Raw genomic sequence first — 20,691 nt, 5'->3', positions numbered from 1 at the left:
CCCCGCACCTCCTCGCCTACCCGCCCGCCGAGATGGCATTTCGTGGCAGTGTCCCCCGGGAACATTGCCACGAAATGCCATCTCGGCGCCGTTAAACGTGCAGGTTCCGGGATTTCGGACAGCACGGCGGCGGCGCGGCTGGTTTTTCGGCCCCGGCTGCGGTGAGCTAGGGGCATGGTTCCTCCCCTGCCCGCCGTTAATGTCCCCCCACAGCCCTGGACCGGGCGGTTCGACGGGGACGGCCCCGAGGACCGGCGCTGGTGGCAGGCCGTCACCCCGTATGCCCCGCGTCCTGTCCAGGCAGCATCAGGGCGCCCCGCGTCCGCGCGTCCGGCGGTGATTCTTGGTTTCGGCAGCGACGCCGGGGTCCGCCGGAACAAGGGCCGGACCGGGGCAGCGTCGGCCCCCGCCGCGATCCGCTCCGCGCTCGGTCCGCTCGCTTTCCACCTGGGCCGGGACGTCCACGACGCCGGCGACGTTACGGTGACCGGGGACGCCCTGGAGGCCGGACAGGCCCGTGCCGGGGCCGCCATCACCGGCTTGCTCGATGACGGGCAGTTGCCCGTGGTGCTCGGCGGCGGGCACGAGACCGCGTTTGCGAGCTACTTGGGCGTGGCCGGCTCCGCTGCGGTGCGCGGCGGCCTGCGTGTTGGCGTCCTGAACCTCGATGCCCACTTCGACCTCCGCGACGAGGCCCGGCCGAGCTCCGGCACCCCGTTCCTGCAGATGGCCCGGACGGAAGCCGCCGCGGGGCGGGAACTGAGGTACGCCGTCCTCGGAATCTCCGAGCCGAACAACACCAGGGCGCTCTTCCGGACCGCCGCGGAACTCGGCGTCGAGTATCTGCTTGACGAGGACTGCTCAGCCGGGAATGCCCAGACCTTTGTGGCGGCCTTTTTGGCGCAGCTGGACGCCCTGTACCTGACGATCGACCTGGACGTCCTCCCGGCATCGGTGGCGCCCGGGGTCAGCGCCCCTGCGGCGTACGGGGTACCGTTGCCTGTGATCAGCGCGGTGTGCCGCCAGGTGGGGGCGAGCGGGAAGCTCCTGCACCTGGATGTCGCGGAACTGAACCCGGATTTCGACATTGACGGCCGCACCGCGAAGGTGGCCGCGCGGCTGATTAATACACTGCTGCGGTAGGCGCTTCGCGGACTTCCGCGGGGGCGTCCGGTGTCCGCTGAAGCATCCGTTCCAGCACCCCGCTGATGTGCCGGAGGATCTCCTCGCCCGCCAGCACCCCGGACGCCGCGGTCACTGTCAGGTTCGCGCGGGTAAATCCGTCCGAGTCCAGCTCACCGTGTGCCGGACGGACGGCCAGGTCCGCCATTTCCAGGAGTCCGGCATCGAGCCGGGAGTCGCCGGCCGCGATGACGATCCCGCCACCGTTCCGGCGCCGCACTTCGGCGACGGCGGCTTCCTTGGTGATCGGGACCGGCACGCAGTACAGCTTGCGGCCCTGCAGGGACGTAGTCCAGCCCCGGTCAAGACACCAGGCCGCCAGTTCTTCCAGATAACCGGCAGAAAGCGCGTCCCGGTCGACGATCGAATAGGCAAAAAGATCCTCCGCCGTCCGCACCCGCAGGATCCCGGAAACGGCCGCCGCGCCGGTCAGATGTTCCAGGACCTCGCCCAAGGGGGCGCACTGTCCCCGGATCGAGCGCTGGATATGGGCGGACCAGTCAGGGTCAGGCTGCCCGTGGTCCAACAGCACGGCCCCGTTTGTCGTCACGGCATACCCGCTGCCGCTGCCGGGCAGCCGGACCCGGGCGAACTGGGCCTGGGTGCGGGTAGTGACCGGGACAAAGTGGCTGCGCTCCACAATCCCCGCCAGCAGATCCTCGGCCGCCCGCGTCATAAATGACAGCGGCGCCGCGTTATAAACTTCCGAAACCACCATCCGCGGCGCCGCGTCGTCGGCGCCGGGGAGCGCCATCGAGTTCGCCGAGTAGATCAGGGTCCGGTCAAGGTCGCTCGCCACAATGGCTGTTGCCCGCGGCTGCGGATGGATTGACGGACTCATACGTCGATCACACTCTTTCCGTCGGCACCGGTAGCGCCAGGGGTATGGATGGGATGGATCAGGCCGACGCAGCTGTACGGCAGCCCCGGCACTTCCACCACCTCGACTCCCCGCTGGTGCGCAAGGTGCAGCACATGGCCGATGTCGGCCGCCGCGTCCGGGCGCACAAGGACCTTCCAGGGCACGCGCCGGAGCAGCACACGCGTGGTCTCCCCGACTCCCGGCTTAACGAGGTTCACGTTGTTGATTCCGAAATCCCTGCTGATGCGCTCGACGGCGGACCATCCCGACCAGTCGGGCTCCGGGAGCTCTTCCACCCTGGCCGGTGCTGCGGATGCCGCCGCCAGCACGTCGTCCCGGACCGCTGGGAAGTGCGCCGTGACGGCGTCCATGAACGTGGTGGACACGTCGCTGGACGCGAGGTGGGCGTAGAACTTCGCCCCGTGGAAATCGCCGGGGCCGATCAGTTCCCGGTTAAAGACGGTGCGTGAAACGAGCCCGGAGACTGTGGAATTCAGGCAGGCCGAGGGAACCAGGTAGTCCTCCCGGGTGCCAAAAATCCGGACACAGTGCCCCGGATCCGCCAGGACCGCCAGATCCGGCCGGAAGGAAGCGGCGTCTGTTTTCCGAAAGAGCGCGACGGCGTCCGCCAGTTCGCGGGCGATCGCGCCTTTGCCGGTCCAGCCGTCGACGAACATGATCTGTTCCGGCTGGTGCCGTGCGGCGAGGTAGCCGAGCGCCGTTTGATCCATGCCGAGCCCGCGCACGATGCTGACCGCATAGTGCGGGAGGTCGAGGCCATGGATGTCCCGGGCCCAACGCTTCATCAGGATCCCCACGGGTGTTCCGGCCCGGGCCAGCGAGACCAGTACCGGGGCGTTGCCGCGCAGCCTCAGGACCTGCTCCGTAAGGGCCCCGACGGCGTGCGCGAGCCTGGCCGCCGAGCTCTCCAGCGCCTGATGGAACAACACCGCGTATTCAGCCGAAGGCTCGTACTCCTGCGGCAACGATTCCGCGTAGCTGGCCTTGCCGGACTGGATGGCCGCTTCGCGCTCCGCCGTCGGCGCCTCCAGCCGTGCGAAACTCAGATCCTTCAGCAGCCACTGCACGTCGCTGGCCGCGTACGAGCCGAAGCCGGGGCCGGCAAGCGGCGCCGGAAACTGCTCCTGGCGGGGAAGCAGCACCAGCCTGACGTCGGAGCCGGCGCCGGCCACGGCCTCCGCGATCCGTCCGGGGGCTGTGAGCCCGTCGACGGGCGTGCCAGGCTCAGCCATGATGACTACCGTGTCGAAGCGTCCCCCGGGGTGCGCGAAGTTGTAGGCGAACCGGGGCCCGGGGCCGTCCGGCGGCCCGTCGCCGCTGTCAAAAGCCAGGGCTGATCGGATCGCGTAGCCCGGTTCGTCCATGGCCGCGACCGGGCTCCTGGTACTGGTCGAGTACCGGACGTCAACGCCGGGGAGCAGTTGCTGCAGCCGGAGCGCCACGGCCAGCGGCAATGCCATGAATTCCTCCGTGGCAAGCACCAGCAGCCGTTCCCCCGGCCCGGCGCCCGCGCCAAGGTCCGCTGCGAGGGCCGTTGCGATGTCGCCTGCCTGCCGGGCATCCGGCCTGCCGGCAACGCCGAAGCGTCCGCTCCTGACCGGCGGGACGACGTCGTTCAGGTCCAGTTGCCGGATCTTCCCGATGCTGCAGACGGCGGGTTCCGGGACCGGGGCCGTTCGGATCAGTTCAGCCGCGTCGGCCGCCAGTGTCGCCGGCAGCCGGATGCTGCCGTGAGCCAGGGCGACGGCGCTGACGGCGCAGCCCAATTCCCCGGCCAGCTCCGCAAGCCGCGTCCTGGCGGCCGCTGAACGCAGGTCAACCAGCGAGGCGACGACGTAGCGGCTGTGCGGGGCCTTGCGGTGCAGCTCCCGGATGGTGTTGATGATCGTCTCGCCGGTGCTGAGCTCGTCATCGACCAGGACCACCGTCCCGGCCAGGTCCAGGGCGGCGTGGCTGGTTGGCAGGAGCCGGTGCGAGGTGGCATGGGAATGCGATTCCTCGAAGACGCCGTAGGGCGCCGGGGCGAGGCTGTCCCCGGCGAGCCGGGTGGAGTGGATGTAATAGCTGTCCAGCTGCTCTGCCACCAGCTGCCCCAGCCCGGTGGCGGTCTCTGCGTAGCCGATCGTGGCCACGCCGGTAAACACCGCCCGTTCCGCTTCCAGCTGGTCGCAGAGATCCATGGCGGCAGCGGTCCTGGCCCGCCGCGTTTGCTGTTGCTGCCGGGCGTCCACGTCCGGGGACGGGGCCTCGCCGGAGGGCGCCGGGGCCGGGGCCAGGAGTCCTGCCAGCGCTGCGGCAGCGTGGTCGATGGCTGCCCGCAGCGGCCCGGCCGTCCCGGTGCCGCCGCCGCGGGCGCTGCCAGCTGCGCCCGGGGCGTCCGCCTGCAGTTCCGCCCGGACCAGGAGACCGAGCAGGCGGCCGGCCGCCGTCGTGATCCCGGGTTCGGTGGGCACGTGCTTGGCGAGCACACGGGATACGAGCAGGTGGGCACGTTTGGGGTTGCGCCGAAGAGCCAGCCCCACCAGGGTTGGCACCGGCAGCAGGCTGTCCGGTGCGGTTTCGATGTGGACGGCCAGTGCGTCGCGCACATAGCTTCCATGCCAGGAACCTTCGGTCCGCCGCGCGCTCATCGCATGCTCGCTTCGAGCAGGTCCACAAACGTGACACCGGGCCTGGCGACTCCGAACGCACGGGCGCGCAGCAACGTCCGCTCGGCCCAGGCCCGGTGCGGCTTCGCTTCGTTCATTTTGTTGCCGTACGACGAGGCCTTGGCGCCGCCGCCGGGGTCTCCGGCAATGTCCAGGGCGTCAAGGTACTCCTCATGGCTCACCACGGACAGGGAGTGGACCACTGGCACATGGCTCGGATGGATCACTGTCTTGCCCAGCAGCCCGTTGGCCTGGTCCAATTCGATCTCGCGGATGAGTCCGTCGAGGTTCTCCGTCAGGAGCCGCTTCCGGAGTTCTCCCTCGTTTGCGGCCTCAAAGGGGGTGGAGCGCAGCTGCGGCCGCAGCACCCGTTCCGTGTTGACGAAGTGCTCCCACACGGGACCGGAGATGACCCAGCCGTCCTCCGGCCGGCCGAAGATGTTAACGATGTCGCCGATGACGCTGGCCACGACCTTCACGTGATAGATCGTCAGGTCACGGGAGCGCCGCAGCCCGAAAGCACTGGACATGTCCGTTGCGCCGATACGGATGCAGAGGACCGACGCGCGGAACTCGTTGACGAGCGCCAGGTTGTCCGTCAGCACACGGACCCGCGATTCCAGGTGGGTGGTAGCCGGGTCCTCGATGATCGGCATGGCCAGCAGCGGGGGCCGCTGCGGATCCCCGGCGCGGCCGGAATCCCGGTTTAACTGCTGCAGCGCTTCCATAAAGGCCCTCGCCCGCCCGGTTTCGTTCTCAAATTTGGGCAGCACAAACCCGTAGACGGCGCACAGCGCCGCACCGGCCCGGCGTCCGACATCCAGCAGTTGCTCCGGTGTCCGGCAGCGGATGAAGATCAGCGGCAATTCGTCCGGCCGGTCCGTGGCAGCAAGCTCTGTCAGCGCGGCCAGGAGATTCTCCTCGGCCGCCGGCACCTCCCCGTCCGGCACGGCGTCCTCCAGGCAAATGACTGTACTCACGCAGCCTGCCGCTGTCTGCTTGCGGATTCCGCCGGCCAGGTCCTTCCGGGTGGCCGGCGTGTAGAGCGTGGCCCCCAGGGCCACGGCCAGCAGTCCGGGATCCGATGCCCGGTCCAGTGCCTCGGGCCGCACATGGAACAGCCGCTCCTTGACGGACTCTGCCAACGCTCTGAAATGCTGCATAATCCCCTTAGTGATAGCTGCGGGTGTGGTGCCGGTCCGGCGCCGCACTAATGTCGCAGAACGCGCTCATCCAACGGTAACGTCATGCTGAAGCCGAACCAGGTCCACACGGCCAGATCGGATGCATCGGCCGGAACGAACTCGGCACGCAGTTCAAGGACCGCGCCGATGCGGGCGAGGTAGAGCACCGTCCGGAGCCCGGCGTCGTTCCTCGGCGCAACCGCCGCAGCCGCCCCGTCGAAGACGCCGATGGTGAGCGGGGTCTCGCCCGCAATGAACAAGGCCCGGCGGAGCTGCCGCACGTGGCGCAGGGCCACCACCCCGGCCCCGTCCTGGAGACCGGCCAAGGGACGGTTCCCGGGCGTAGTAACCGAGGTTCCCGCCCGGTGCCCGCCACTGTGGTGCGCCCCGGTGGTGAAGTGTTCATCCTCCCACGCGACCGAGCGGGCCCCGGTCACCAGAAGCGAGCCGATCGCCGACTGCCGGGTATTCAGGCGCACGACCGGGTGTGCCTGGTCCAGTTGTCGGAGCTCACCGAAGGCGGGTGCAGGGAAGGGCTGCCCGGGCTTCGGAACGCTGGACTGTGTCGCCGTCGCGGGGCGGTCCTTCGCCGGCGGGGCACCGCCGGGCCGGAGCTCGAGCCCTGCGCCCGCAGCCGGGGCGCCGGCACCTTGCCGGCCGCCGCCGTGCGCGGCCGGAACAGCAGCCGGGGCCCTGGTCCCGCGGGTTCCGAGACTCAGGCTGGCCGCTGCCGCGGCCGGTTCAGCGGACGGTTCAGCGGCCGGCGCCACCGCCTGCTGCCGCGTGGCCTGAGGCCTTTGCCTGCGGCTGAGATAGTCAAGGTCCGCCCTGGGGGCGTTGCGGTCCCGGACCACGTTAGAGCTTCAGCCGGAAGTCGGCGGCAACTGCCGCAAGCCCGGTTTCGTAGCCCTGGCCCACGGCCCGGAATTTCCAGCCTCCGGCGTGCCGGTACAGCTCGCCAAGGATCATGGCGTTGATTTTGTCCAGGTTGACCGGCGGAACCTGGAAGCGGAGCAGCTCACGGTCCTTCTCGTCGGCGATCCGAAGATAGGTGTTCCTGACGGCGCCGAAGGTGCCGGGCCCGCGAACATCCGGGTCGATGTAGATCAGTACCGCAATTTTGCTGACGGCCTCGGGTACCCGGTTGAGGTCTACGTCGATCTGCTCCTGGTCCTCTGTGCCGGCAAACGCGATGCTGCCCTCGGGACTGGCGAGCTGGTTGAAGAACACAAGATGCTCATCCGAGACAGCATGCCCGTCCGGTCCACACATAATGATCATGGGGACCGGTTCGGATTGCGGACCGCGGCTGGGCACCGTGTCCCAGCCGATCCCCAGCAGCACCGTCCGCAGGCACGGGTTCTCTGCAGTGAGGGCGGCGTTGCTGCCCGCGACCATTGAAGCCACTAGTGTCCTTCCAAGCGAAGACCGTCGACGTTGAATTTATCCCTGAGGAACTGGCCGTGAACGGCGAGTTCCGTGACGGCCCCCGTCCGGACCTGGTTGTCCAGGTTGCCGACGGTGGCGTACAGCGTGTCCAGCTGGTCGAGCAGCACAGCGGTGTCGGCGGAACCAGTCTCCCGCGCCGACGCCGACAGCTTCAGGTAGGCGCGCAGCGGGGACGGCAGGTAATCGGTGATGATCGCGTTCAGCAGCACACGTTGTTCGGTGGAGGCCCCGGAGCTGACAATGTAGCCGATCAGCGCGTTCAGGGTGTCCAGTAGCAGCAGGATTTGGGAGACCACCAAAGTGGGCAGTTCGGCGCCCCTGCCCAGCACCGTCCGGCGCAGATCGTGCAGTGCCGCCTCCGTGACGGCCAGCTCGTCCGCCGCAGGATCAGGGGCTGCGGACTCCGCACCGGGCAAGCCGGCGTCGGCAGCGGAACGGGGACCCGATCCGCTGCCGAACAGTGAGCCTAAGAATTTTGCGACCATAGCCCGTAAGCCTATTGCTCAGGACTGGCGGCCGCTAATTCCCCTCCTGCTGGCGGACCCGGTCCAGGTACGGACGGGCGCGCTCCAGGCCCGATTCAAGGGCATGGACTGTGCCTTCCATACTCTTGTTGGCTTGGGACCGGAAGGTGTCGATCGCGTCCATGGTTTGGAATACGTTGTCGAACGCCTTCTGCAGGGTTTCGACGCTGACCCCGGAACTCGCGGCCTGCTGGTGGATGCGGCCGGTCTGATCCTTGAGCATCTCGCTGGTCTTGAGGATCATGTTGTTCGTCGTGGTGTTGATCGCATCGATCTGGTCCAGGACCATCTTCTGGTTGGCCAGGGCCTGGGCCACAATAACTGCTGTCCGCAGCGCCGAGATGGTTGTGGTGCGGGCCCGTTCCACGCCCTTGATCAGCTCGGTGTTGTTTTTGCGGATCATGTCGATGGCCAGGTAGCCCTGGACCGATACCGCCAACTGCGTAAGGATGTCCTGGTGCCGCTGCCGGATGGGGAACAAAACATCCGAATCGAGCTTGCCGGCCTCGTCCAGCTGGCCCGACACTTTCATTTCATCGACCTTGGCAGCGGTGGCGGCGTCCAAAGCCTTCGCGAAAACGGCGTACTCGCTCAGGCCCTGCATGGTCTCCCAGAGCTGGGTTTTTTCCTGCGCCAGGGAGGCATTGTCTTTCAGCAGCGAGTCCTGCCCTGCCATCAGCGACTTGATGATCTTGTCCAGCTGGGTCTGGGCCGACTCATACTTCTGGAAGTATTTGGCCAGTTTGTTCCCGCCGGGAATGATGCCGAGAATTTTGCGGCCAACACTCAAATCGCTGTGGTTCGGTGTGAGATCCTCCACTGTGGAGCGGAGTTCGCCGAGTGTGGACGCCACCTGGACCTGGGCACTGCTGCCCGATTTCTTGGCGCCGGCCAGGGACGTGGACGACCGTTCCAGCAGGCGGCTGGAGGTATTTGCGGACGCCACCAGCTCCGCGCCGCCGAGCCGGTTGATGCCGTCGATCTTGCTGGTGTATTCGGGGCTGTGCGGGTTCATCGCCGCGATCTCGCCGATAAAAGCGCGCGCCTGGGCGTTGATCTCCTGCTGGCGTTCGGCGGGAACCGGCACCATCCCCGGCGCGTCGTCTTCCTTGACGATGCTCAGGGGTTCAGGGGCGTTCAGTACCAGCGCAGCGGACGTAGCTTCCGGGGGTGTGAGTTGCATGCGTATCGTTCTCCTTCTGTGGTCGCAGGTCAGCCGAGCTGGACGCCGAAATCGGCGGCAACACCTGCAAGGCCGGTGGCGTAGCCTTGGCCCACCGCTTTGAACTTCCATTCACCGTTGTTTCGGTAGAGCTCGGAGAAGATCATGCAGGTCTCCGGCGCTGCATCTTCGCTGAGGTCATAACGCACGACTTCCGCGTCGGTCTCCTGGTTCACGACCCGGCAATAGGCGGCGCGCACCTGGCCGAAGTTCTGGCGGCGGGTCTCTGCCTGGTCAATCGAGACCACAAAGACGATGCGCTCAACATCAGCGGCCACACCGGAGAGCTGGACCGCTATGACCTCGTCGTCGCCGTCGCCCTCGCCGGAACGGTTGTCCCCCTGGTGGACTACCGAGCCGTCGGCTGCTGCCGGCTGGTTGTAGAAGATGAAATCCGCGGAACTGCGGACCTTTCCGTCGGCGCCGAGCAGGAGCGCGGAGGCATCCAGGTCGAACGCATCGCCTGTGGTCGTCCGGGGATCCCAGCCCAGCCCGATCAGAACCTTGTTCAGCCCCGGATCGGTCTTGGTGAGCGAGAGGTTACTGCCTTTGGTAAGGGTCAAGCCAGCCATACTTTTTCTCCTCGTTCGGTCTGTGTGGTGGTGCTGACGGGCCCGGCTACGCGGGCCCCAGGTGCTAGTCCAGTACGATGCCGAAGTCCGTGGCGACACCGTGAAGGCCGGCAGCATAGCCCTGCCCCACGGCGCGGAACTTCCATTCACCGTTGTTGCGGTAGATCTCGGCGAAGACCATACACGTTTCGGCGGCAGCATCCTCGGTGAGGTCGTAGCGGACCACTTCGTTGTCGGTCTCCTGGTTCACGACCCGGCAGAAAGCGTCGCGCACCTGCCCGAAATTCTGGCGGCGGACCTCGGCCTGGTCGATTGAAACGACAATGACGATCTTCTGGATTTCCGGTGAAACGGCATCAAGATCGATCAGTACCTGCTCGTCGTCACCGTCGCCCTCACCGGTGCGGTTATCGCCCTGGTGAACGACCGATCCGTCGGCGGACGAGAGCTGGTTGTAGAAGATGAAATCGTCATTGGAACGGACCTTGCCGTCAGCCCGGACAAGCAGCGCCGAGGCGTCCAGGTCAAACTGTTCCCCGGCCGTTGTCCGCGGGTCCCAGCCGAGGCCGATCATGGCCTTGCGAAGCCCGGGGTCCGCTTTTGTCAATGAAAGATTGCTTCCCTTGCTCAGGGTCAGGCTAGCCACGTGGTGCTCCTTAGGTGCTCTGGTACTGAACGGGAATCAGAGGGCGGCGGCAGCGGCGCCGAGGACCTCGCCGGCGGTCCTGCCGTTGGCGGGGGCGCCGATGGCCGTGAAGTTCCAAACACTGCCGTTGCGCGAGAGCTTGGACATAACCATTGCCGTGTTCGGTCCCGACTCCGTGAGGGCGTAGCGGGCGACCTCCGGGCTACCGGCTACCGAGTCGTCGATCACGCGGCAGAACGCATTTTCGACCATATTGAAGGTCTGCTGGCTGTAGCTCGTGATGACAAAAACAATGTGCGCGACCGCCGGGGAGACCCCGGGCAGGTTCACCATCAGGGTCTCATCGTCGCCCTCGCCGGCGCCGGTGAGGTTGTCACCGGTGTGGCGGATGGCGCCGTCCTTGCTGGTGAGCTGGTTGAAAAACACCGTGTCGAGGTGAGTGCCCGCGGCGTCGAACATAAGGGCCGACGCGTCCAGGTCGATCTCGACGGTTTTGGTGCCGCCGAAGAAGCCCCGCTTCGCCGGAACCGCGGAATCCCACCCGAGCCCCAACCGGACGTTGGTCAGGGATTCACCGTTCTGCTTCGTCAGGGACAGTGACTGGCCTTTTTTCAAACTCAAACCCATTGCCGTACTCGCTTTCCTTGGTGGTGGTTGTGGATCCTGAAGCGTGGACTAGCTGCCCGCGTCAGTTGGTTGCAGGCTGCCGTGCTCGCCGGCAGCGGTGGCGCGCCGATTGCGCCGGATCGAGCCTGCGAACGCGGCGCCGATGAAGACCACCCCGATCAGGCCGGTGACGACTTCGTTGATCGGGACCACGATGGTGACCAGCAGGATGACCGCCAGCGCACCAATGGCCCAGTGCGCGCCGTGGTCGAGGTATTCGAACTCATCAAGGGTGCCTTGCCGGACCAGGAAGACTGTGAGGGAACGGACGAACATCGCGCCGATGAAGCCGAGTCCGAGGGCAATGATGATCGGATCCGAGGTGATGGCGAAGGCGCCGATGACTCCGTCGAAGGAGAACGAGGCGTCAATGACTTCCAGGTAAAGGAAAAGCATAAAGGCGGCCTTGCCAGCCACTTTGGCGGCACCGGTGGGCCCGGAATGGACCACGGCGTTGGCGTCGTCCGCGTCTACATCGCCGTCCTGGTCGACGTCGAACAAGTTGCCGAGGCCGTTCACCAGGAAGTAGGTGATGAGGCCCAGCAGCCCGGACAGCAGCACAATTCCCTGCTTGTCTCCCGAGGCCGCGCCGGCGATTGCCAGGGCAACCAATCCGGTAATAAGGGACGCGCCTTCAAGCTTGCCCAGCCGGGCCAGCGGAATCTCCAGGAACTTGATCCACTTGATCTCACGATGAGCCATGATGAAGTCCAGGAACAGCATCAGCAGGAACATACCGCCGAAAGCCGCGATCTGCGGGTGCGCCTCGTGCAGCACGTAACCGTAGGTGCCGGGCACCGTGGGATCGCCCTTTTCCATCGCGAGGCTAACAGCCTCCACCGGGTTCAGTTGCGCGGTGACGCCCACGATTAGGAGCGGGAACAAGATCCGCATGCCAAAGACTGCGATGATGATGCCCACGCTGAGGAACATTTTCTGCCAGAACGGGTTCATCCGCTCGAGGATGCGGGCGTTGACAACTGCATTGTCAAAGCTCAGGCTGATCTCCAGGACACCCAGAATGAGGCAGAGAATCAGGGCTTGGGGGCCGCCATAGAGAAAGGCGACCACCAACGCAATGCTGGTGATCGCAAACGACCAACCGAAAGTCTTCAAAAACACGCTGGAACAACTCCTGGACCGATGGTCCCGTCGATCCGAGAACGACGGGAAGGCGAAAATGTCCCGGAAGCTATCCCCAAGACTTCGTGCCCCTATCTTAGCCGCCGGGTCTGCCCCTATCCAGCGTGTCCTCCCGCAGCGCAATGGCGCCGGCACTCAGCTTTCTGCGCGGACAAGCACGAGACGCGGCTAACTACGCCGGACCTGAACGCCGTCGGATTTTAAGAAGAGCTGGGCCTCGGACGGGTCCGCCGCGAGCAGCCAGAAAACACTGCCGCTTAATGAGACTTCCTCGATTTCACCGGCCGCCAAAATCTGCGCGTTTTTGATGACTTCGACCCGGTCACCGGCTTGCAGGCTCCGCCAATCGGAAACCGTACTGGCCGATGCCAGGCGCCTGGTCATAACCGTCCCGCGTGCTTTCATGAACGTCTACCCCTTTGTATTGGTTCGTGCTCACAACTTCATTGTTGTGATTTCCCCTTTGTACTACAGTTCCCGGGCCCCCGCCCGCCGTGTTGCCGTCTATTTCGGGGGCGCCGGAAAATGTCACCCGTCCTGCACTTTGTTTGCTTTCAGGCAAGATTCCCCACCGCGGATTCGGCGGCCGCCCGGACCTTGCCCGAGGCAACAAGGTGATCTGCCGCCTCCAGTTCCGGCGAGAGGAAACGGTCCGTACCCGGGCCGTCGACCACGTCGCGCACGGCCGCGATCACGGCCGCCGCCGCGGGGCCGGGACTCAGCTGGCCGCCGGAGAGCTGGCTGCGGATGTCCAGCGCCCGCGTTGACGTCACCAGCTCGATCGCCAGCACCCGGCGCAGGTTCTCCACCGCACGGCGGAGCTTGCGGGCCGCGTGCCAGCCCATCGACACGTGGTCCTCCTGCATCGCGGAGCTCGGGATCGAGTCCACCGACGCCGGTACGGCCAGCCGTTTGTTGTCCGAGACCAGCCCGGCCTGGGTGTACTGGGCGATCATCAGGCCGGAATCAACGCCGGGGTCAGCGGCCAGGAAAGCAGGCAGCCCGTGCGAGCGGGCCGGATCCAGCATCCGGTCCGTGCGGCGCTCGGCGATCGAACTCAGGTCCGCGACGACGATGGCCAGGAAGTCCAGTACGTAGGCCACCGGGGCGCCATGGAAGTTGCCGTTGGAGCTGACCCGGCCGTCGGGCAGCACCACCGGGTTGTCGATCGCCGCGGCCAGTTCACGGGAGGCGACAAGTGCGGCGTGGTCCACGGTGTCGCGGGCGGCGCCGGCCACCTGGGGTGCGCAGCGCAGCGAGTATGCGTCCTGGACCTTGGTGTCGTTGATCCGGTGCGAGGCCACGATCGGGGAATCGGACAGCACCCGGAGCATGTTGTCCGCGGCGGCGGCCTGGCCCGGATGCGGCCGCAGCGCGGCGTGCAGCTCGGGCAGGAACACCTGGTCCGTGCCCAGCAACGCCTCGACACTGAGTGCTGCCGTAATGTCCGCCGTCGTGAGCAATTGCCGGAGGTCCGCGATGGCCATCAGCAGCATGCCCAACATACCTTCGGTGCCGTTGACCAGGGCCAGGCCTTCCTTCTCGGCCAGGGTGACCGGTTCAATCCCGTGCGCGGCGAGGAGTTCAGCAACCGGACGGCCGCCCTTGGCTCCGTACAGCTCGCCGTCGGGACCCATCGCTTCGCCTTCACCCATCAGGACCAGGGCGCAGTGCGAGAGCGGCGCAAGGTCACCCGAGCAGCCAAGGGAGCCGAATTCGCGGACCACCGGGGTAATGCTGGCGTTCAGCACATCCACCATGGTCTGCAGCACCACGGGGCGAACGCCCGTCCGGCCGGAGGCGAGGGTCTTGGCGCGCAGGAACATAATGCCGCGCACCACCTCCCGCTCTACGGCCGGGCCCATACCGGCGGCGTGGCTGCGGATCAGCGACTTCTGCAGCTGGGTGCGCAGCTCGTTCGGGATGTGCCGGTTGGCCAGGGCGCCGAAGCCGGTAGAGATGCCATAGGCCGGAGTTCCGCTGTGCGCGAGGTTGTCGATGTGGGCGCGGACCTTGGCGACGGCGTCGAGGGCTTCCCGGGAGATCACCACGTGGGCGCCGTGGCGGGCGACGGCGACAACATCCTCGGGGGTGACACCGCTGGAGCCGAGGGTGACGGTGAGTGGTTCGTGGGTGGAGACTTGCGAGGTTCGGGAGTTCGTGGGGAGGATCGTCACTTTGTGGTTCCTTCGTTCATCGGGATGCGGACGCCGCGCTCGGCGGCAACCTCGACGGCGCGGTCGTAGCCGGCATCGACGTGGCGGATCACGCCCATCCCGGGGTCGTTGGTGAGCAGGCGTTCGAGCTTCTGCGCGGCGAGGTCCGTGCCGTCCGCGACGGAAACCTGCCCCGCGTGGATGGAGCGGCCGATGCCAACGCCGCCGCCGTGGTGGATGGAGACCCAGGTGGCACCGGAGGCGGTGTTGAGCAGGGCGTTCAGCAACGGCCAGTCGGCGATCGCGTCGGAGCCGTCGGCCATCGCCTCGGTCTCGCGGTACGGGGAGGCGACGGAGCCGGAGTCGAGGTGGTCGCGCCCGATCACAATCGGCGCCTTGACCTTGCCCTCTTTGACCAGTTGGTTGAACAGCAGCCCAGCCTTGGCGCGGTCGCCGTAGCCCAGCCAGCAAATGCGCGCCGGCAGGCCCTCGAATTCGACCCGTTCCTGCGCCGCGTCGATCCAGCGGTGCAGGTGCTTGTTCTCCGGGAAGAGTTCCTTGATGGCCGCATCCGTGACCGCAATGTCCTCGGGGTCGCCGGAGAGCGCCACCCAGCGGAAGGGGCCAAGGCCCTCGCAGAACAGCGGCCGGATGTAGGCCGGGACGAAGCCGGGGAATTCGAAGGCCCGGTTGTAGCCGCCCTTGCGGGCCTCGTCGCGGATGGAGTTGCCGTAGTCGAAGACCTCGGCGCCGGCGTCCTGGAATTCGACCATGGCCGCCACGTGCCTGGCCATCGAGACTTGGGCCTTTTTGGTGAAGCCTTCCGGGTCGGCCGCGGCCTCGCGGTGCCATTCCTCCACCGTGACACCCTCGGGCAGGTAGCTCAGGGGGTCATGGGCGGAGGTCTGGTCCGTGACGATGTCGACCGTGAGCTCGCCGGCACGTTGGCGGCGCAGGAGCTCCGGAAAGACCTCGGCGGCGTTGCCGACGTAGCCGACGGACCAGCCGCGGCGTTCCTCCTTGGCTTTGAGCACCTTGGCGATCGCGGCGTCGAGGTCGGTTTCCACCTCGTCGAGGTAGCGCTTGCCGGCCCGGCGTCGGAGGTGGCTTTCGTCGACGTCGACAATCAGGCAGGCGCCGTCGTTCAGGGTGACGGCGAGCGGCTGCGCGCCGCCCATGCCGCCGCAGCCGCCGGTGAGGGTCAGGGTGCCGGCGAGGGTGCCGTCCTCGTCCCCGGTGAGCTTGCGGGCGATCGCCGCGAAGGTCTCGAAGGTGCCCTGCAGGATGCCCTGGGTGCCGATGTAAATCCAGGATCCGGCGGTCATCTGGCCGTACATCATCAGGCCCTCGGCCTCGAGCCGGCGGAATTCGGGCCAGGTGGCCCAGTCACCGACGAGGTTGGAGTTGGCCAGCAGCACGCGCGGGGCCCATTCGTTGGTGCGGAAAACGCCGACCGGCTTGCCGGACTGGACCAGCAAAGTCTCGTCCTTTTCCATGGTTTCCAGGGTGCGGGTGATGGCGTCGAACGCGGCCCAGGAGCGGACGGCGCGGCCGGTACCGCCGTAAACTACGAGGTCGTCCGGGCGTTCGGCCACCTCGGGGTCCAGGTTGTTCATCAGCATGCGCAGCGGGGCTTCGGTCTGCCAGGACTTGGCGGTGAGCTCGGTGCCGCGGGCTGCTTTGACCGGGCGGGCACCGGTGGTGAAATCGGCGGGTGCCATCAGGGGCTCCTTTGTTCTGTTGCTGGTTTGGGGATGAGGTTCTGTATCAACTAAAGCTTGTCCGGAGCCCCGGAAACAGGGGGTATCAGCGGGAGCTGTCCGGGATCCCAGACCCAACTAGCTCGCAGTTATTGTCGTTTTGGGCGCTCAAAACGACACCTACTGCGAGCTAGTTGGGCCGGGGCGGCCGTGGATCCGGACTGAGAGCTCGTCCGCGACCTTCCGCACCCTGGCGGCCAGGGCCGGCCACTGGTCCGCCGGCAGTTTGTCCTCCAGGAACGTCACGGCAACGGCGGCCGTCGGCCAGCCCACGTGGTCGGTGACCGCGGCGGCGATCGAACCGAAGTCCGGTGTGACTTCCCCGTGCTCGGTGGCGTAGCCGCGCTGCCGGACCTGGTCCAGATGCGAGGACAGTGCCGAGTACTTCATGATGGGCGATTCCGTCTCGTGCCGGGCGCTGAAGGCCGCGGCGTTCGGGTACAGCGCCCGGACCTGGGACTTGGGCAGCGCTGCGAGAATGGCGCGCCCGCTCGCGGTGAGGTGGCTCGGCAGCCGGACCCCGACGTCGGTCACCAGCGACGGGCGGTTCTTCGCCCGTTCCTCGACGATGTAGAGCACATCGCGGCCGTGCAACACGGCCAGGTGCGCACTCTCGCCGATCACGTCCACCAGCGAGGCGAGCATCGGCCGGCCTAACCGGGACAGCGGCTCCTGCCGCGAATACGCCGAACTGAGTTCGAAGGCACTGATGCCCAGCCCGTAGCGCTGCTCCTCATGCAGATGCATCACAAAGCCATTGGCCTCCATCACACCCAGCAGGTGGTAGACGCTGGAGCGCGGCAGGCCCAACGCGGTGGCTATGTTTGAGGCCGCCATCGGCCCCCGCCTGGAGGCGAGCAGCTTGAGGATGCGGAGGGTGTTTTCCGCGGCCGGAACCTTGGAGACCGACTTCGAGGTGGTGTCGCTGGCCGGTGCGGCGCTGGCTGTTGTGGTGCTGGTGGGGGCTGGCATGGATCCTCATTTACGTTGCACGGTGTCCGGTATCCCGTACTTAAGCATGCCCCCGGGAGGGCGCCCCGCACAGCCCAAGCCCGCTGCAGTGTCTGGTATGCCGGACATCCAGTGAGCTGCCCGCCGGGATCCCGGGCCGGCTCCCGGCATTGCGGTTGACAAGTAGTCGGCGCTGCAACCCAAGTGGTGCCAGCTTCGGTAGGGGTAGAAGTTACTCGTGTGACGAAAGGGACTGAAGGTTACATTGGCTGCACGGCGGCACCGGACCGGCCGGAACGCTGGCTGGGGAGCCCTGCCGCGGCCGGCCCGGGCTCGCCGTATCTCCGAATGGCACGCCTACCGAGGGAGTGGTTCAGATGGTTTTCCCCGCATCTCCACACACACAACGCCAAAGACGCACCATGGCCGGTTTTCTCTCCGGAAAAGTGGGCCGGGCAGGAACTCCACGGATTCCGTTCCGGGTGGGACAGGTCCTGATTGGCGATGATCCCTTCAACGGCCGGCACCTGGGCAAAGTGGCTGTCATCGAGGCTCCCTACGTGGGCCTCCGGACAACCGGCAATTCCCCCGATGACGTGGTCTTCTACGATTACCGCCAACTCCAGAGCCCCGACTAGTGGACAGGCCAGAAGAAATGAGCGCAGCGAACGTGTCCTCGCACTTCCTGACCATCGCGGAAGTCGCGGCGGCCATGCGGGTCTCCAAAATGACCGTGTACCGGCTGGTGAAGTCACATGCCATCGCGGCGGTGCGGGTGGGCCGGTCCTTCCGGGTTCCCGAGGACGCCGTCAACGACTACATCCGCCGCTCCACAGAACCGGCCACGCCGCGACCGGACAGCGACACCGGCGAGGACCCGTCGGCTGCGCACTAGCGGGCCGACCAGCCGCCGTCCATCGTGTAGCTCGCTCCGGTGACCATACCGGCGCCGTCGGAGGACAGCCAAGCGACGAGGGAGGCGACCTCCTCCGGTTCCACCAGCCGCTTGATGGCGGCCTCGGTCAGCATGATGTTGGCGAGGACCTCGGACTCCGGGATCCCGTGCACCTTGGCCTGGTCTGCAATCTGGGACTCGACCAGCGGCGTCCGGACATAGCCGGGGTTGATGCAGTTGGAAGTGACGCCATGCTGGCCGCCTTCGAGCGCGGTGACCTTGCTCAGGCCTTCGAGACCGTGTTTGGCGGAGACGTAGGCACTCTTGAACGGCGAGGCGCGGAGCCCGTGCACTGACGACAGGTTGATGATCCGGCCGAAGTTGTTCGCGTACATGTGCGGCAGCGCTGCCCGGATCAGCAGGAAGGGCGCCTCCAGCATCAACGTGATGATGCGCCGGAAGTCTGCCGGGTCGAAGTCCTCAATCGGGCTGATCCGCTGGATGCCGGCGTTGTTGACAAGGATGTCGCAGTCCAGGCTGACGGTCTCAAGCGCCTCGACGTCGAGCAGATTGACCGCCCAGGAGGTGCCGCCCACCTCGTCGGCGAGCGCTGCTGCGCCGGCCTCATCCAGATCCGCGATCACCACTTTCGCACCGCGTGCTGCGAGGGCGCGGACGCTGGCGGCTCCGATTCCGCCGGCTCCGCCGGTCACCAGCGCTTTGCGCCCGTTCAAGCTGCTCTCCATGTCTGCACTCCTCAGTTTCGCGGTCGTCAACGGCCCAGAGGAGGCGCGAGGCACGTCACTGAGCAGCTTCACTGAGTATTGCCGCACAAAGTGGGCGATTCAATGGTCAAACAAGCACGTCTTATGTGCAGAATTGCAGATATGAATGCAAACCCTGACGACTTGCTGGTGCTCCTAGCCGTCTCCCGCTCCGCGAAGTTCACCACTGCAGCCCAAGCCCTCGGGCTGAACCATACGACGGTCTCGCGCCGGATCGCTGCCCTGGAGAAGGCTTTGGGCGGGCGGGTGCTCTCGCGTGCCTCCGGCGGCTGGGAGCTGACGGATCTGGGTGCGGAAGCAGTGCAGGTCGCCGAGCGGGTGGAGGCTGCGATCCGCACACTCGAACAGCCGGGACGGGCCCCGGACCCGATCACAGGCGTCGTCCGGATGACCGCGACTGACGGCTTCAGCGCTTACATTGCGGCCCCGGCCGTGGCGAGGCTGCGCCGGGACCATCCGGGACTCAGCGTCGAGATCATCACAGTGACCCGGCGGGCACTCCAGCAGCGTTCCGGGCTGGACATCGAAGTCGTGGTGGGCGAACCGCAGGTGCACCGGGCCGCGGCCGCCAGGCTGGGTGAGTACATGCTCGGCATGTACGCCTCCCGCGGCTACCTCGCTGAATACGGCACGCCCACAACTATCGAGGAACTGACCGCCCATTCACTGGTGTATTTCGTCGATTCCATGCTCCAGGTGGACGATCTTGACGCACCGCGGCGGCTGGTGCCGACCATGCGGGACGGGCTGAGCTCCACCAACGTCTTTGTCCACGTGGAGGCGACCCGTGCCGGTGCCGGCATCGGCTTCCTGCCCTGTTTTGCGGCCGACCTGCACCCGGACCTGGTCCGCCTGCTGCCGGCGCAGTTCGCCGAACTGCTGCCGTACTGGATGGTGCTGCGGCCTGACTCCATGCGCCGGCCCGCCGTCGCCGCCGTGGTGCAGGCGCTTCGGGAGCAGACGACAGCGCACCATGAGTCGCTGATGGGCCGGGGACGGATGTCGCCCGCGGCCCCGTAGGCGCCGCGCCGTCCCCGCCGCAGCAGGACCGCTAAGAAGCAGCCTGCGACGGCGGGTCCGCGGCCGGAGGGTCGTGACGGACTGACGCGCCGGCGGCAAACGCCCGAACCTTGGCGTCGTTCCAGATATGGGCAGGCACCCCGCCGCCCAGCAGGCGTCGAGCCAGCCCGGGATCGTCGTCGAACGGCACATCGCTTCCGGCCATGATCATATTCCCGAAGCGCCTGCCCTTAAGCATGGCCGGATCGGCGATGATCACTGTGTACTTAAAAGCGTCAGCGATCGTCGCCGCGTCCTCGCGGGCATTCCGAAGGTCCGGCGCGTCACCCGAGTTGACCACGTACATCCCACCGGGTGCCAGGACGCCCCGGGCGTACTCGTTGAACTCCCTGGTAGTAAGTGGGCGCGGCGTCAGCGAGCCGGCGAAAACGTCCCTGATGATCAGGTCCCGGGTCTGCGGCGTCAGGCTTTCGGTAACCGCGCGGGCCTCCCCCACCCGGAGTCGCATCAGCGGGGCCTTCGGCAGGTCGAACCAGCCCCGGACATACCCGGCCAGTTTGCCGTCGAGCTCCACCACCACCTGGCGCGCGTCCGGGTAGGCGGCGTGGAAGTAGCGCGCCAGCGAGCACGCTCCGCCGCCAAGGTGCAGGGCACGCAGTTTGGGCCGGGAATCCCGGGCCCAGCGGGATTCCACCAGGGCCGAGATCCAGCGCATGTACTCGAAGTCAAGGAACAAGGGATCGGCCAGATCGATGTGCGAGCTCATCACACCATTGATCCGCAACAGCCAGCCGTTGGAGTTGTCCTGGTCCGCGATCAGCTCGCAGTCACCGGTGTCGATGTAATAGACGCCTTCTACCGGCCCGTCGGGGCGGGTTCCCTTCGGGAGTTCCACCACCCCAGCCGTCCTTTCGGTGCTGCTTCGGCCAGCAGCCCGGCCCCGCTTCGCCATCAGCTGTGCACCGTTTTGCTCATGATTCAAGCGTAGTTCACCGCTCTGCGCGG

General features: G+C 66.7%; 21 protein-coding genes. 4 read left to right on the top strand and 17 right to left on the bottom strand.

Features of this window, described 5'->3' with window-relative positions; genetic code table 11:
* Nucleotides 1–174 precede the first annotated feature (174 nt).
* Nucleotides 175–1,143, top strand: a complete 969-nt coding sequence (hutG, locus tag QK287_RS05700; RefSeq protein WP_226773434.1) for a formimidoylglutamase — start codon at nucleotides 175–177, stop codon at nucleotides 1,141–1,143.
* On the opposite strand, the gene QK287_RS05695 is transcribed toward hutG, so the two are convergent.
* The 15 genes from QK287_RS05695 to QK287_RS05625 all read right to left on the bottom strand — a co-directional run bounded on the left by QK287_RS05695 (nucleotide 1,124) and on the right by QK287_RS05625 (nucleotide 17,007).
* On the bottom strand, nucleotides 1,124–2,023 hold the full coding sequence (locus tag QK287_RS05695; protein ID WP_226773435.1) for an HAD family hydrolase: 900 nt from the start codon (nucleotides 2,021–2,023) through the stop codon (nucleotides 1,124–1,126). The genes hutG and QK287_RS05695 overlap by 20 nt on opposite strands.
* Nucleotides 2,020–4,653: a phosphoribosyltransferase domain-containing protein gene (locus QK287_RS05690; protein ID WP_282359525.1), complete on the bottom strand. Its 2,634-nt coding sequence runs from the start codon at nucleotides 4,651–4,653 to the stop codon at nucleotides 2,020–2,022. Before QK287_RS05690 ends, QK287_RS05695 begins: the two co-directional genes overlap by 4 nt.
* A gap of 38 nt (nucleotides 4,654–4,691) precedes the next feature.
* Entirely contained in the window at nucleotides 4,692–5,876 is a 1,185-nt protein-coding gene (locus tag QK287_RS05685; RefSeq protein WP_226773437.1) for an HpcH/HpaI aldolase/citrate lyase family protein, read from the bottom strand.
* 47 nt (nucleotides 5,877–5,923) lie between these two features.
* Nucleotides 5,924–6,667 (bottom strand): hypothetical protein, encoded by a 744-nt coding sequence (locus QK287_RS05680; protein ID WP_282359524.1) that lies wholly within the window; start codon nucleotides 6,665–6,667, stop codon nucleotides 5,924–5,926.
* Between the two features lie 85 nt (nucleotides 6,668–6,752).
* Nucleotides 6,753–7,295 carry a TerD family protein gene (locus tag QK287_RS05675; protein ID WP_282359591.1) on the bottom strand — a complete coding sequence of 181 codons (543 nt, stop codon included), beginning with the start codon at nucleotides 7,293–7,295 and terminating at the stop codon, nucleotides 6,753–6,755.
* An 8-nt stretch (nucleotides 7,296–7,303) separates the two neighbouring features.
* The gene (locus QK287_RS05670) at nucleotides 7,304–7,831 is read right to left on the bottom strand and encodes a hypothetical protein (RefSeq protein ID WP_282359523.1); all 528 of its coding nucleotides are present in this window, start codon (nucleotides 7,829–7,831) and stop codon (nucleotides 7,304–7,306) included.
* Nucleotides 7,832–7,865: 34 nt separating this feature from the next.
* On the bottom strand, nucleotides 7,866–9,053 hold the full coding sequence (locus QK287_RS05665) for a toxic anion resistance protein (protein ID WP_226773440.1): 1,188 nt from the start codon (nucleotides 9,051–9,053) through the stop codon (nucleotides 7,866–7,868).
* Between the two features lie 29 nt (nucleotides 9,054–9,082).
* Nucleotides 9,083–9,664, bottom strand: coding sequence for a TerD family protein (locus tag QK287_RS05660; RefSeq protein WP_226773441.1), 582 nt, complete (start codon nucleotides 9,662–9,664; stop codon nucleotides 9,083–9,085).
* Between the two features lie 64 nt (nucleotides 9,665–9,728).
* Nucleotides 9,729–10,310 carry a TerD family protein gene (locus QK287_RS05655; protein ID WP_226773442.1) on the bottom strand — a complete coding sequence of 194 codons (582 nt, stop codon included), beginning with the start codon at nucleotides 10,308–10,310 and terminating at the stop codon, nucleotides 9,729–9,731.
* Between the two features lie 36 nt (nucleotides 10,311–10,346).
* On the bottom strand, nucleotides 10,347–10,937 hold the full coding sequence (locus QK287_RS05650; RefSeq protein WP_226773443.1) for a TerD family protein: 591 nt from the start codon (nucleotides 10,935–10,937) through the stop codon (nucleotides 10,347–10,349).
* A 48-nt stretch (nucleotides 10,938–10,985) separates the two neighbouring features.
* Complete coding sequence (locus QK287_RS05645) at nucleotides 10,986–12,098, bottom strand: DUF475 domain-containing protein (RefSeq protein ID WP_226773444.1); 1,113 nt, start codon at nucleotides 12,096–12,098, stop codon at nucleotides 10,986–10,988.
* A gap of 189 nt (nucleotides 12,099–12,287) precedes the next feature.
* On the bottom strand, nucleotides 12,288–12,524 hold the full coding sequence (locus tag QK287_RS05640; RefSeq protein WP_226773445.1) for a hypothetical protein: 237 nt from the start codon (nucleotides 12,522–12,524) through the stop codon (nucleotides 12,288–12,290).
* 149 nt (nucleotides 12,525–12,673) lie between these two features.
* Nucleotides 12,674–14,296, bottom strand: a complete 1,623-nt coding sequence (gene hutH, locus QK287_RS05635; RefSeq protein WP_226773446.1) for a histidine ammonia-lyase — start codon at nucleotides 14,294–14,296, stop codon at nucleotides 12,674–12,676.
* Nucleotides 14,293–15,996 carry a urocanate hydratase gene (locus QK287_RS05630; RefSeq protein WP_282359522.1) on the bottom strand — a complete coding sequence of 568 codons (1,704 nt, stop codon included), beginning with the start codon at nucleotides 15,994–15,996 and terminating at the stop codon, nucleotides 14,293–14,295. The genes hutH and QK287_RS05630 overlap by 4 nt, the downstream gene beginning before the upstream one ends.
* Before the next feature lie 159 nt (nucleotides 15,997–16,155).
* A complete protein-coding gene (locus tag QK287_RS05625) occupies nucleotides 16,156–17,007 on the bottom strand; it encodes an IclR family transcriptional regulator (RefSeq protein WP_226773448.1) in 852 nt (283 codons plus the stop codon).
* Between the two features lie 401 nt (nucleotides 17,008–17,408).
* Between QK287_RS05625 and QK287_RS05620 the strand changes: the two genes are divergently transcribed.
* The gene (locus QK287_RS05620; RefSeq protein WP_226773449.1) at nucleotides 17,409–17,624 is read left to right on the top strand and encodes a hypothetical protein; all 216 of its coding nucleotides are present in this window, start codon (nucleotides 17,409–17,411) and stop codon (nucleotides 17,622–17,624) included.
* 17 nt (nucleotides 17,625–17,641) lie between these two features.
* Nucleotides 17,642–17,881 carry a helix-turn-helix domain-containing protein gene (locus QK287_RS05615; RefSeq protein ID WP_226773450.1) on the top strand — a complete coding sequence of 80 codons (240 nt, stop codon included), beginning with the start codon at nucleotides 17,642–17,644 and terminating at the stop codon, nucleotides 17,879–17,881.
* Here the strand turns inward: QK287_RS05615 and QK287_RS05610 are convergent.
* Nucleotides 17,878–18,627: a 3-hydroxybutyrate dehydrogenase gene (locus QK287_RS05610; protein WP_226775899.1), complete on the bottom strand. Its 750-nt coding sequence runs from the start codon at nucleotides 18,625–18,627 to the stop codon at nucleotides 17,878–17,880. The two genes, QK287_RS05615 and QK287_RS05610, sit on opposite strands and share 4 nt — an antisense overlap.
* A 141-nt stretch (nucleotides 18,628–18,768) precedes the next feature.
* On the opposite strand from QK287_RS05610, the gene QK287_RS05605 reads away from it, so the two are divergent.
* Nucleotides 18,769–19,686 (top strand): LysR family transcriptional regulator, encoded by a 918-nt coding sequence (locus QK287_RS05605; protein WP_226775898.1) that lies wholly within the window; start codon nucleotides 18,769–18,771, stop codon nucleotides 19,684–19,686.
* Between the two features lie 31 nt (nucleotides 19,687–19,717).
* Here the strand turns inward: QK287_RS05605 and QK287_RS05600 are convergent, their stop codons facing one another.
* Entirely contained in the window at nucleotides 19,718–20,638 is a 921-nt protein-coding gene (locus tag QK287_RS05600; RefSeq protein WP_226775897.1) for a fused MFS/spermidine synthase, read from the bottom strand.
* Nucleotides 20,639–20,691 lie beyond the last annotated feature (53 nt).

Origin of the sequence: Arthrobacter sp. AL05, from assembly GCF_029960715.1 — a bacterium.
Taxonomy (GTDB): Bacteria; Actinomycetota; Actinomycetes; order Actinomycetales; family Micrococcaceae; genus Arthrobacter.
This window is presented reverse-complemented; position numbering and strand designations above follow the sequence as displayed.